Genomic DNA, 12,283 nt, shown 5'->3' with positions numbered 1-12,283 from the left:
GGTGCGGGCTACCGGCCGCATCATTTTTTCCTGACAAACCACCACATTCACGGGGTACATCATGTCCATTCCCAACGACCGCAAATACACGGCTTCCCATGAATGGGTCAAGGCCGATGGCGACTGCTTCCTGATCGGCATCACCGATGACGCCCAGGACCAACTGGGCGATCTGGTCTTCGTCGGCGACGTGCAGGTCGGCGCCCACCTGGCGGCGGGCGATACCGCCGCCGTGGTGGAATCCGTCAAGGCCGCGTCCGACATCTACGCGCCGGTGGCGGGCGAGGTCATCGCCTTCAACGAGGCCCTGAACGACCAGCCGGCCCTGATCAACGAGGCCGCCTACGAACAGTGGATCTTCAAGATCCGCCCCGATAACGCGGCCGACGTCGATGCCCTGATGGATGCCGCCGCCTACCAGGCCCAGATTTAACCGGAGAACACCCCCATGCTGCGCGACCCCGCCACGCATTCCGAATTCATCGCCCGCCACATCGGGCCGTCCGAGACCGATCAGCAGGCCATGCTGGCGGCCATCGGGGCGCCCAGCCTGGATGCCCTGATCCGCGAAGTCGTCCCTGAGAACATCCTGTCCGACGCCCCGTACCTGAACCTGCCCGGTCCGCTGGGCGAGGTCGAGGCGCTGGCCGATCTGAAGACGATCGCGTCGCGCAATCAGGTCCTGCGCAGCTACATCGGCCAGGGCTATTACGGCACCTACGTGCCGCACGTCATCCTGCGCAACATCCTGGAAAATCCGGCCTGGTACACGGCCTATACCCCGTACCAGCCGGAAATCTCCCAGGGGCGCCTGGAAGCCCTGCTGATTTTCCAGACCCTGGTCACGGACCTGACCGGCCTGGATATCGCCAATTCCTCCCTGCTGGACGAGGCCACCGCCGCCGCCGAGGCCATGACCCTGGCCCGTCGCGTGTCGCGCTCCAAGTCCAGCCAGTTCTTCGTCTCCGCCCACGTGCATCCGCAGACGCTCGAAGTCGTGCGCACCCGCGCGGCCGGCCTGGGCATCGACGTGGTCGTCGGGAACGAGGCCGATGGCCTGCCGGACTGCTTCGGCGTGCTGCTGCAGTATCCGCACAGCCTGGGCGGCGTGGCCGATTACCGCGCCCTGGCTCAACAGGCCCACGATGCGGGCGCTATCGTTGCCGTGGCCACCGATCTGCTGGCCCTGGCGCTGCTGGCGCCGCCGGGCGAATGGGGGGCCGACATCGCCGTGGGGTCCTCCCAGCGTTTTGGCGTGCCCATGGGGTATGGCGGCCCGCACGCAGGCTTCATGGCCTGCAAGGACGCCTACAAGCGCAATCTGCCCGGCCGTCTGGTCGGGGTGTCGCAAGACGCCCAGGGCGAACCCGCCCTGCGCCTGGCCCTGCAGACCCGCGAACAGCACATCCGCCGCGAAAAGGCCACGTCCAATATCTGCACCGCGCAGGTGCTGCTGGCGGTGATGGCTTCCATGTACGCCGTCTGGCATGGCCCGGATGGCATCCGCCGCATCGCCCAGCGCGTCGCCACGCACACCACCCAGCTGGCGGCGGCGCTGCGCGGCATGGGAATCACCGTCTGCAACGACACCTGGTTCGACACACTGTGCCTGAAGACCGGCGCCCGCACCCAGTCGGTGCTGGACGCGGCCGTCGATGGCGGCATCAACCTGCGCCGGGTCGATGAAACCTGCGTCGCCCTGTCGCTGGACGAAACCGTCGGCCAGAACGACATCGAAGTCCTGCTGGGCGTGCTGGCGGCCGGCACCGGGGCGGCCCGCGTGGCGCCCGATTTCACTGCCGCCGGCGACGGCATCCCGGCGGCCTCGCGCCGCCAGGGGCCGATCCTGGCGCATCCGGCGTTTTCCAAGGTGAAGTCCGAGACCGACATGCTGCGCTACCTGCGGTCGCTGGCGGACAAGGACCTGGCCCTGGACCGCACCATGATCCCGCTGGGTTCGTGCACCATGAAGCTCAACGCCACGGCGGAAATGATTCCCGTCACCTGGCCCGAGTTCGCACACATGCACCCCTTCGCCCCGGCCGGCCAGGCCCAGGGCTACCAGGACATGATCGATCGCCTGTCCTCGGCCCTGTGCGAAATCACCGGCTATGACCGCGTCAGCCTGCAGCCCAATTCCGGCGCCCAGGGCGAATACGCGGGCCTGCTGGCGATTCGCGGCTATCACCAGGCCAACGGCGAACATCAGCGCAACGTCTGCCTGATTCCCGCCTCGGCGCACGGCACCAATCCGGCGTCGGCCCACCTGGCCGGCATGGACGTGGTGGTAGTGGCGTCCGACGACAACGGCAATATCGACATGGCGGATCTGCGGGCGAAGATCGCGCAGGTGGGCGACCATCTGGCCGCCCTGATGATCACGTATCCGTCGACCCACGGCGTGTTCGAGACCACCGTCACCGAAATCTGCGATCTGATCCACGAGGCCGGCGGCCAGGTCTATCTGGACGGCGCCAACATGAACGCCATGGTGGGCGTGGCCCGCCCGGGGCGCTTCGGTTCCGACGTGTCCCACCTGAACCTGCACAAGACCTTCTGCATCCCGCACGGCGGCGGCGGCCCGGGCGTGGGCCCCGTGGCGGTGCGCGCGCATCTGGCGCCGTATCTGCCGGGCATCGTGGGCGAGGACGGCAGCCTGCCGGCGGGACAGTCCGGCCCGGTGTCGGCCGCGCCCTTCGGGTCCGCCAGCATCCTGCCGATTTCCACCATGTACATCATGATGATGGGGGCGGCCGGCCTGCGCCGCGCCACCCAGGTGGCCATCCTGAACGCCAACTATCTGGCGTCCCGGTTGGCGCCGCACTATCCCATCCTATACGCGGGTCCGAACGGACGGGTGGCGCATGAATGCATCCTGGACATCCGCCCGATCAAGGACGCCAGCGGCATCGGCGCCGAGGACATCGCCAAGCGCCTGATGGACTACGGCTTCCACGCCCCCACCATGAGCTTCCCGGTGGCCGGCACGCTGATGGTCGAACCCACGGAATCCGAAGGGGTCGAAGAACTCGATCGCTTCATCGATGCGATGATCGCCATCCGCCAGGAAATCGCCGCCGTCGAACGCGGTGAACAACCCCTGGAAGACAACGTGCTGGTCAATGCCCCGCACCCGGCGGCCGTGCTGCTGGCGCAGGACTGGACCCATCCCTACACGCGTGAACAGGCGGCCTATCCGCTGCCCGGCATGGCGGCTCGCAAGTACTGGCCGCCCGTGTCCCGCGTGGACAATGCCTGGGGGGATCGCAATCTCAGTTGCGCCTGCCCGCCCATCGAGGCCTATGCCTCGGAGGCTCAGGCCATCGCCTGATGGGCATGGCCGTCGAATGGGCCTAGAATAGGCTCCGACCGAGGGCCCCACCATCCGGTGGGGCCTTTTCGCATTTGCGGCCCCCGGGGCCGACCGAGGAAGACAGACGCCATGCCGTACGTGAACATCAAGATCACCCGCGAAGGGGTCACGGCCGAACAGAAGGCCCGCCTGATGGAGGGCGCCACTCAGCTATTGGTGGACGTGCTGGGGAAAAATCCCAAGACCACCTTCGTGGTGATCGAGGAAATCGACACCGACAACTGGGGGATTGCGGGCGAGCCCGTCACCGCCATCCGGGCCCGAGCCAAAGCAGGCGCATAAGCTCGGACACGGATCAGTCCCTGCGGGCTGAGTTCGTGTCTGGCGGGTCCGGGCGGCAGGCGGGTAGCGAGGCGGGCCGCGTTCAGGCCGTTGCTGCCGTAGTGCGCCGGTATGTGACGAAATCGTAGCTCAGGCCGCCATCGCCGGCCGGCTGGGGCAGGCGTTCCGTTTCCCGCCATTGCCCGGCGGGCAGTTCCGGAAACCAGGTATCGCCTTCGATCCGGGCGTGGATTTCCGTGGCGATCAGTTCGTCGGCCAGCGGCAGGGCCAACCGGAAGATCTGCTCGCCGCCGATCACGCAGATGCGTTCCGCGCCCTGGCAGGCCGCCAGCGCGGCCTCCAGGGACGCGAAGCATTCGGCTCCGGCTGCCGTGAACGACGCATCCCGGGTCAACACCAGATTGCGCCGCCCCGGCAGGGGGCGCCCCAGGGACAGCCAAGTCTTGCGGCCCATCAGGATCGGGTGACCCAGCGTGCTGCGCTTGAAATGCGCCAGGTCGCCCGGCAGGTGCCAGGGCATGCCGCCGTCGAGCCCGATGGTGCGGTTGTCGGTGTAGGCGACGACCAGGCGGATGGGGGGCAGGGCGGGCATGGCGGATTTCCGGAACGGTGAGAGGAGAAGGCGCCGCCCAGTGTAAACCAGATGGCTGCGGCGTCCGGGGTTCGGCGGGTGTCAGTCGGGGGCGGCGACGCCGGGAACCGAGAAGCAACCCAGGAATCGTTCGATGGCCGCGCGTTCGCCGCTGTAGTCGGCCCGGCCTTGCGCCAGCATCGCTTCGAGGGCGATATGGCCATAGGCCATGTGCAGCAGGGTGGTCGGGTCGGTCGACAGGGTGGCGCGCGATGGCGCGGCGGCGGGGCCGCGCGCGACGTCCAGCTGGCCTGCCAGAACCATCGCAGAGAAGGCCTGTCCATCCAGGACCAGCGTGACGCAGGTGTCCCGGCCCTGGGCGGCCAGGGGATCGAACAGCGTGCGAAAAGAAAGGATCAGGGCGTCCGCGTTCAAGGGGCTGCCGCGCACGAATGCCGGTGATTGGACGCCCCAGCGCACCAGTTGCAGCAGGATGGGTTCCAGTTCGCGTCCCCAGGGGCTGAGATCGTAGACGGCAACGGAGGCGGGGGGCGGCAGACGGCGACGCGACAGGACACCGCTGGCTTCCAGCCGAGTCAGACGTTGGGTCAGGACGTTGGCGCTGATGCCCGGAAGCCCGGCGCGCAGGTCGGTGAAACGCTTTGGGCCGAGCAGCAGTTCGCGCACGATCAGCAATGCCCAGCGTTCTCCGATCAGGTCGAGCGCATGGGCCGCGGCGCAACCGTCTCCGTAACTTCGTTGAGTCGTCATACGGAACATTCTACGACAAGTTATAAAAAATAATTTAATAGTTATTTTTTAGGACCATAGAATCGTATAGTTGTGGCATCCGGGCGACGCCCGTCCGGATCAGAACAGAGCCCGTCATGCGGGCTGCCAGAGGAGACGATGATGACTGCAAGCATTTCCCCCGCATCCCCCGCCGACGCGGCATTGCGACAGGTCCTGGAAACCTGGCGCCAGGCGGCCAGCCAGCGCGATATGGAGGCCCTGATGGCGTGCTATGCGCCCGATGTCGTCGCCTACGACGCGATCCAGTCCCTGCGCTTCCTGGGGCGCGAGGCCTACGGCGCGCACTGGCGCGCCTGCCTGGAGGCCTGCCCGTTCGATGTCCAGTTCGGCTTTCGCGATCTGGACATCCAGGCTGACGGGCACCTGGCGTACGCGCATGCGCTGGTCAGTTGCGGGCAGGGCGATGAGGAGCCCGGATGCTGGAGCCGGATGAGCACCGGCTTCCGGCGGATCGACGGGCGCTGGTTGATCGCGCACGAGCACTTCTCGTTTCCCTGCGACATGGGAACCGGCAAGGCCCTGATGTCCCTGTCGCCCGATGGGCCGGCCCGCGTGCAGCCCATCCCGACGGACATGAATACCGTCACGCCGCATCTGGTCTGCGTGAATGCGGCGTCCGCCGTCGATTTCTATGGCAAGGCCTTCGGAGCCAGTGTCATGGCGCGTCTGGATGCGCCGCAGGGCGGCCTGCTGCACGCTTGCCTGCGCATTGGGGATTCGGCCGTCATGCTGATGGAAGAATCGGCGGAATGCCAGTCGCCCAGCCCCGTGACGCTGAAGGGCACGCCGGTGACGATCCATCTGTACGTCCGGGACGCGGATGCCGCGTTCCGGCAGGCGGTCGAAGCCGGCGCCACGAGCGTGATGGAGCCCCAGGACATGTTCTGGGGGGATCGCTACGGGGTCGTGAGCGACCCCTATGGCCACCGTTGGTCCCTGGCGACCCACGTGCGCGATCTGGACCCGGCCGCCATCCAGCAGGCCGCCGCCGACATGTGCGCCGGGCGGTCCTAGGCGCAGGGGCTGGGCAGGGGCCTGATCGTCTGGTCCGCGCAGCGCGCCAGCAGGGCGGGCAGATCTCCCTGGGCGAGGACCAGGCCGGGCGCCAGGTCCATCAGCGGGCGCAGCACGAACGCGCGTTCGTGCATGCGCGGGTGGGGCACGATCAGGCCGGGTTCGTCGGTCGCCTGTCCTCCATGCCACAGCAAGTCCAGGTCCAGTGTGCGCGGCGCATTGCGGTAGGGGCGTTCGCGTCCATGGCCTTGTTCGATGGCCTGCAGGGCGGTCAGTAGGGCGCGCGCGCCCAGTCCGGTCCGGATTTCCGCCACGGCGTTGACGTAGTCGGGGCCCGTGCAGCCGACCGGGGCCGTGCCGTAGAACGGGGACAGGCGCAAGGCCTCGACCCCCGGTGTGGCGGCGATTTCCCGCGCCGCCGCCTGCAAGGTGCCGATGGCGTCCCCGAGGTTCGCCCCCAGGCCGATATAAGCCGTGACGGTGTGGGGCCGGTCCTGTCCGGGGTCTGTGGTGTGTCCGTTCATGGGAATTGGCGAAGGCGGGCGGAGGGCGGGCGGCAAGCGCCTGTGCCTGCCGAGAGCCGCCCGGCAGGGGATCAGGCAGTCTGATCGGGTGTCCCGTCGTGGGACGAGGCCGCGTCGGATGAGGTGTCGCCCGGTTTGCGCCGGCGCCGGCGCTTGCGCGTCGCCCCCGATCCCACACGCCGGGCGCCGGCGTGGCCAGCCTGCCAGGTGTCGATCATCTGGCTGCGGCGTTCGTCGCCGCTGTCGGCCAGGTCCATCCACCATTGCGCCAGCACGCTGTCGACCTCGCGGGCTTCGGCGCGCAACTGCAGGAAATCCACGGAGGCGCGGAAGCGGGGCTGTTCCATCATGCGCCAGATCGATCGGACCGTGGCGCGTTCGAAGCGCGCCTGCATCAGCCAGATCTCGCGCATGTCCGCCTGATGGCGGCGCTGGATGGCCAGCTTGTCCATCTGTTCGTCGATCACCGAGTCGGCGGCGCGGATCAGGGCTTCGTTGCGCTGCACGTCCTGGGCCATCAGCGTGATCCAGCGCTTTTGCACCAGCCGCCATAGCAGGGCGGCGAACAGGAAACTGGGGCTGATGGGCTTGCCTGCCCGCACGCGGGCGTCGGTGCGCGACAGGGCGATTTCCACGAAGGCCTCGCCGCCGTCTTCCTCGAAGATGCGGTCGATCAGCGGGATCAGGCTTTTGGTCAGGCCCGAGCGGCTGAGTTCGCGCAGGCAGTCCATGGCGTGGCCGCAGGTCAGCAGTTTCAGGGTCTCGTCGAACAGGCGCGAGGCCGGGACGTGTTCGATCAGCGCGGCCAGTTGCGTGATCGGGGCCTCGGTGGCCGGATCGATGCGGGCGCCCAGCTTGGCCTGGAAACGCAGCGCGCGCAGCATGCGCACCGGGTCTTCCCGGAACCGGGTTTCCGGATCGCCGATCATGCGCACCACGCGGTTTTTCAGATCCGCCACGCCCTGGTGAAAGTCGATGACTTCTTCTTTCAGGGGGTCGTAATACAGCGCGTTGATGGTGAAGTCGCGTCGCGCGGCGTCTTCTTCGTGGGTGCCGAATTCATTGTCGCGCAGGATGCGGCCGTGTTCGTCGGTTTCCTGATTGCCCGAGGCAGGGGCGCGGAACGTGGACGTTTCGATGATCTCCTGGCCGAACACCACGTGCACCAGCTGGAAGCGCCGGCCGATGATGCGGGCGCGGCGAAACAGCGGGCGGATCTGGTTGGGCGTGGCGTTGGTGGCGACGTCGAAGTCCTTGGGCTGCAGGCCGACGATCAGGTCGCGCACGGCCCCGCCGACGATATAGGCATCGAAGCCCTGCTGGTTCAAGACCTCGCAGACCTTGATCGCGTGGCGCGATACCAGCCGCCGGTCGATACCGTGTTTGTCGCGGGAGAGGCGCGCCGGACCGCTGGGCGGCGTGGCAAACAGGCGCGAGACGAAATTTTTGATGGTCTGCTTGAGCATGGCGCGTATTTTAAGACTTTGTATCCCGCATGTCCGCAAACAGATCCAGAATGCGCCAGTCGCGGCCTTGCGCCAGTGTGCGCAGCGAGGGGCTGGGGTTGGTGGCCACGGGGTGGGTGACGGCTTCCAGCAGCGGCAGATCGTTCATGGAATCGCTGTAGAACCAGGACTCGGCGAAATCTTCCAGCTGCAGGTTCTGCGCGCGCAGCCAGTCGCGCACGCGAAGCACTTTGCCCGCCTTGAAGCTGGGCGTGCCCTCGATGCGGCCGGTATAACGGCCGTCGGCGTCGCGCTGCGGGATGGTGGCGATTAGATGGTCGATGCCCAGCGCCCGGGCGATGGGCGCGGTGACGAAGGCGTTGGTGGCGGTGACGATGGCGCACAGGCCGCCCCGCGTCTGGTGATCGGCCACCAGCGCCCGGGCGGCGGGCAGCAGGCCGGGCGCGATGACTTCGCGCATGTAGTCCTGGTGCCACAGGGCCAGTTCGTCGGGTTCGCCCAGGCGCAGCAGCCCCAGCATGAAATCGGCGGCTTCTTCCGCCGACAGCGTGCCTTCGTTGTAGCGGCGCATCAGATCGTCGTTACGCTGGCGCGCCAGCGCCGGATCGCCGGCGCGGCCGGTGCGGGCCAGGAATTCCGCCCATTGGTAGTCGCTGTCGAAGGGCAGCAGGGTGTGGTCCAGATCGAATAGGGCGAGGTGGGAAGGTGCGGTCATGGGCGTATCGTCAAAGGGTCGGTGGGCGGAATGCGCGGGGCGCGGGTCGAAGGGCGGGCGTCCGGGGCCGGTTCATCCGGCGGTCGGGTCGTCGGGCTGCGGCTTGGAGCCCGTCGGCGCGCCCGCCAGCAGCTCTTTCAGCAGCGGCAGGGTGACGGGGCGGTGGCGGGCCAGGGAATACTGGTCCAGGGTGTCGATCAGGGCCGTCAGGCGCCCCATGTCGCGGTCATGGTGGGTCAGAATCCAGTGCAGCACGTCGTCGGGTAGTTTCAGGCCGCGTTGCAGGGCGCGATCGCGCAGCGCCTGGGCGCGGTCCTCGTCGGACAACTGTTCGATGCGAAAGACCAGATCCCAGCCCAGGCGCGTGCGCAGGTCTTCGCGCAGCGGCATGGTCAGGGGCGCCCGGTCGCCCGCCGTCAGCAGGGCGAAGGCGTCCGCGGTGCTGGCGGCGGCCCGCCAGCGGTTGAACAGGGCGAACAGGGCCGCCTGGGCGGCGTCGTTCAGGTCGTTCACGTCATCCACGGCCACCAGCGTCAGCGCGCGGTCTTCGTCCGTGGCCAGCGCCTGCAGCCAGCGCGCCGGGGTGCGGGCGTCCAGATAGTGCCCTCCCAGGGCCTGGGCGCGGGCCCGCAACAGATGACTGCGCCCGGAGCCCAGACCGCCCCACAGATACAGCGAGCGTCCGGCGGACAAAGCGCCGACGGCATCGACGGCAGCCTGGTTGGCGCCGGCGATGAAACCCTCCAGGGTGGGCAGCGCCCCAGGCAGGATGTCCAGTAACAGTTGCTGTGTCATGCTCACCGGGCCGGAGTTCATCGTAAAATCAGGCCACTATATTGTCCAAACCTGCAATTCTTGCACATTCGACGGCTTTTCTCATGACATCAGGCACCACTCCCTCCATGACCTATCGCGACGCGGGCGTCGATATCGACGCGGGCGATGCCCTGGTCGACCGCATCAAACCCCTGGCGGCTCGCACCATGCGGCCCGGCGTCATGGCCGGCATCGGCGGTTTCGGGGCGCTGTTCGAAATTCCGAAACATCTGCGCGAACCCGTGCTGGTGTCGGGCACCGACGGGGTGGGCACCAAGTTGCGGCTGGCCTTCGAATGGCAGCGCCACGATACCGTGGGCATCGATCTGGTGGCCATGAGCGTCAACGACATCCTGGTGCAGGGGGCCGAGCCCCTGTATTTCCTGGATTACTTCGCCTGCGGCAAATTGTCCGTCGATACGGCCGCCCAGGTCGTCGGGGGCATCGCCCGGGGCTGCGAATTGGCGGGCTGCGCCCTGATCGGCGGCGAGACCGCCGAAATGCCGGGCATGTATCCGGACGGCGAATACGATCTGGCCGGTTTTGCGGTGGGGGCGGTGGAAAAATCCGCCATCATCAGCGGCGCGGACATTCAGGTGGGTGACACCGTGCTGGGGCTGGCCTCCAGCGGGGCGCATTCCAACGGCTATTCCCTGGTGCGCAAGATCCTGCAGCATGCCGGCGCGCGGCCGGACCAGGACCTGGGCGGCCGCCCCCTGGGCGACGTGGTCATGGAACCTACCCGCATCTACGTCAAGTCCGTGCTGGCCGCCTTGGCTGCGCACGGACGGGACATCAAGGGCCTGGCGCACATCACCGGAGGCGGCCTGCTGGAGAACGTGCCGCGCATCCTGCGCGACGGGCTGTGCGCCCATCTGCACCGCGATGCCTGGCAATGGCCGATGCTGTTCCAGTGGCTGCAGGCCCAGGGCGGCGTGGCCGACCAGGAAATGGCTCGTGTCTTCAATTGCGGCATCGGCATGGTGCTGGTGGTCGATACCGCCCGGGCCGACGCCGTCGCGGCTACATTACGGGCTCAGGGCGAAACCGTCTACACGCTGGGCGCGATCGAAGCCCAGGCCGCGGGCGGCGCCCAGACCCTCGTCGACTGAACCGGCCGCTCCCTCGGCGGGCCGGACTGCCCGGACGCCCGGCCGGGGCAGCCCGTCGCGCGATGGACGGACAACGCCCCTCCAGGGCTTCATGGCCCTGGAGGGGCGTTTTCATCGGGCATGCAAATAAGCGCCGGCCGGCGCAAGGCCCGTCAGCGGCCGTATGCGCTGCCGTCGGGGTTGTCCAGCGTTGAATGATGCCGGTTGTCGTGCATCGACAGAATCGCCACCATGCCCAGCGCCGCCACCGCCATCATGTACCAGGGAAAGACGTTGCCGATGCCATGGTTCTTCATGAACAGCGCGACATATTCGGCGGAGCCGCCGAACAGCGAATTACCGATGGCGTAGGTGAAGCCCACGCCCAGGCCGCGGACGTGCGCGGGGAACATTTCGGCCTTCACGATCCCGGAAATCGAGGTGTAGAAGCTGACGAACACCATGGCCAGCAGGATCAGGAGACCCACGATCAGGGGGGATTGCTGTGCGCCGATGGCGGCGAGCAGCGGTACCGGCAGGATGATCATGCCGATGGCGAAAATGATCATGGAATTCTTGCGTCCGATGCGATCCGAAATCATGCCCACGAGCGGCTGCAGCAGCATGAAGATGAGCAGGCAGACCGTCATGATCTCCGCGACCAGGCCTTTGCTCAGGCCGGCGGTGTTGATCAGGTACTTCTGCATGTAGGTCGTGAACACGTAGAAGGCCAGCGACCCGATGCAGGTGATGCCCAGCACGATCCAGAAGGCTCGCGGGTAACGCAGTACTTCCTTGAAGGCGCCGGATCCGGACCGGTTGCGCTCCTTGGCCGTGGTGGTTTCCTCCAGCCCCGAGCGCAGCCAGAGCGACACCAGCGCGGCGACGGCGCCGATCGCGAAAGGCAGGCGCCACCAGCCGGCGGAGATCTGCTCGCTGCCCAGCGTGTGCGTCATGATGACGGCCAGCAGGCTGGCCAGGAGCTGGCCGCCGATGAGCGTCACGTATTGGAACGAAGAAAAGAAGCCGCGGCGGCCCGGCTGGGCGATCTCGGACATGTAGGTGGCGGTGGAGCCGTATTCGCCTCCGACGGAAATCCCCTGGATGCAGCGCATGAGGATCAGCAGCGCCGGCGCGAGGCTGCCCGCGGTCGCGGCGGTCGGCAGCACGGCCACGCCCAGGGAACCCAGGCCCATCATGATGATAGAGACCACCATGGCGTGCTTGCGGCCATAGCGGTCGGACATGCGGCCGAACAGATAGCCGCCCACCGGGCGCATGAGAAAGCCGATGAAGAACACGCCTGCCGCCTGCATGAACGCCACCGTCTGGTTGACGCCCGTGAAGAACTGCTCGGCGAAATACACGCTGAAGAATGCGTAGGTGTAGAAGTCGAACCATTCGACCAGGTTGCCGCTGGATGCGGCGAAAATCGACTTGATGACTTTCCCTGTCGACCGCTCCTGTGCGGCTTCCGGCTTCGTGTGGATGTGCGTGTCGCCCGGCCTGACCGGGTTCGCGGCAATTGCCATGTCTGATCTCCTTGGGGGCGCCCCCATTGCGCATGGGGTCCGTCTCCTGACGTTCATGTGGTTGCCCTGCGTCCGCCGGGCGGGGC

Annotated in this window: 12 protein-coding genes and 1 pseudogene; 6 read left to right on the top strand and 7 right to left on the bottom strand. The window is 67.3% G+C overall.

The genetic code is table 11. From position 1 onward, the window contains the following. The first annotated feature begins 61 nt into the window (after positions 1-61). The 3 genes from gcvH (at position 62) to WBG56_RS05900 (ending at position 3,655) form a co-directional block, all read left to right on the top strand. On the top strand, positions 62-433 hold the full coding sequence (gcvH, locus tag WBG56_RS05910) for a glycine cleavage system protein GcvH (RefSeq protein WP_424266201.1): 372 nt from the start codon (positions 62-64) through the stop codon (positions 431-433). Positions 434-448: 15 nt separating this feature from the next. Continuing rightward, positions 449-3,331: an aminomethyl-transferring glycine dehydrogenase gene (gene gcvP, locus WBG56_RS05905; RefSeq protein ID WP_424266199.1), complete on the top strand. Its 2,883-nt coding sequence runs from the start codon at positions 449-451 to the stop codon at positions 3,329-3,331. Between the two features lie 111 nt (positions 3,332-3,442). Continuing rightward, complete coding sequence (locus WBG56_RS05900) at positions 3,443-3,655, top strand: tautomerase family protein (protein WP_298013718.1); 213 nt, start codon at positions 3,443-3,445, stop codon at positions 3,653-3,655. An 82-nt stretch (positions 3,656-3,737) separates the two neighbouring features. Here the strand turns inward: WBG56_RS05900 and WBG56_RS05895 are convergent, their stop codons facing one another. Then, positions 3,738-4,247, bottom strand: coding sequence for a dihydrofolate reductase (locus tag WBG56_RS05895; protein WP_424266196.1), 510 nt, complete (start codon positions 4,245-4,247; stop codon positions 3,738-3,740). A gap of 81 nt (positions 4,248-4,328) precedes the next feature. Beyond that, positions 4,329-4,997, bottom strand: a complete 669-nt coding sequence (locus WBG56_RS05890; protein WP_424266194.1) for a winged helix-turn-helix transcriptional regulator — start codon at positions 4,995-4,997, stop codon at positions 4,329-4,331. A gap of 138 nt (positions 4,998-5,135) precedes the next feature. Here WBG56_RS05890 and WBG56_RS05885 point away from each other — a divergent pair. After that, positions 5,136-5,525, top strand: a pseudogene (locus WBG56_RS05885) (YybH family protein); the annotation flags it as partial. A 36-nt stretch (positions 5,526-5,561) separates the two neighbouring features. Beyond that, positions 5,562-6,053: a VOC family protein gene (locus tag WBG56_RS05880; RefSeq protein ID WP_424266363.1), complete on the top strand. Its 492-nt coding sequence runs from the start codon at positions 5,562-5,564 to the stop codon at positions 6,051-6,053. Here the strand turns inward: WBG56_RS05880 and folK are convergent. The 4 genes from folK to hda all read right to left on the bottom strand — a co-directional run bounded on the left by folK (position 6,050) and on the right by hda (position 9,553). Continuing rightward, positions 6,050-6,577, bottom strand: a complete 528-nt coding sequence (gene folK / locus WBG56_RS05875) for a 2-amino-4-hydroxy-6-hydroxymethyldihydropteridine diphosphokinase (RefSeq protein WP_424266192.1) — start codon at positions 6,575-6,577, stop codon at positions 6,050-6,052. The two genes, WBG56_RS05880 and folK, sit on opposite strands and share 4 nt — an antisense overlap. 71 nt (positions 6,578-6,648) lie before the next feature. Beyond that, positions 6,649-8,043: a polynucleotide adenylyltransferase PcnB gene (gene pcnB, locus WBG56_RS05870; RefSeq protein ID WP_424266190.1), complete on the bottom strand. Its 1,395-nt coding sequence runs from the start codon at positions 8,041-8,043 to the stop codon at positions 6,649-6,651. Between the two features lie 10 nt (positions 8,044-8,053). Further along, positions 8,054-8,758 carry an HAD family hydrolase gene (locus WBG56_RS05865; protein WP_424266188.1) on the bottom strand — a complete coding sequence of 235 codons (705 nt, stop codon included), beginning with the start codon at positions 8,756-8,758 and terminating at the stop codon, positions 8,054-8,056. Positions 8,759-8,830: 72 nt separating this feature from the next. Then, on the bottom strand, positions 8,831-9,553 hold the full coding sequence (gene hda, locus WBG56_RS05860; protein ID WP_424266186.1) for a DnaA regulatory inactivator Hda: 723 nt from the start codon (positions 9,551-9,553) through the stop codon (positions 8,831-8,833). Positions 9,554-9,636: 83 nt separating this feature from the next. Here hda and purM point away from each other — a divergent pair, with 83 nt between their 5' ends. Further along, on the top strand, positions 9,637-10,686 hold the full coding sequence (gene purM / locus WBG56_RS05855) for a phosphoribosylformylglycinamidine cyclo-ligase (protein WP_424266184.1): 1,050 nt from the start codon (positions 9,637-9,639) through the stop codon (positions 10,684-10,686). Positions 10,687-10,838: 152 nt separating this feature from the next. Here purM and WBG56_RS05850 read toward each other — a convergent pair whose 3' ends face one another. Next, on the bottom strand, positions 10,839-12,197 hold the full coding sequence (locus WBG56_RS05850; protein WP_424266182.1) for an MFS transporter: 1,359 nt from the start codon (positions 12,195-12,197) through the stop codon (positions 10,839-10,841). Positions 12,198-12,283 lie beyond the last annotated feature (86 nt).

This window comes from Castellaniella sp. (assembly GCF_049671645.1).
GTDB lineage: Bacteria > Pseudomonadota > Gammaproteobacteria > Burkholderiales > Burkholderiaceae_B > Castellaniella.
This window is presented reverse-complemented; position numbering and strand designations above follow the sequence as displayed.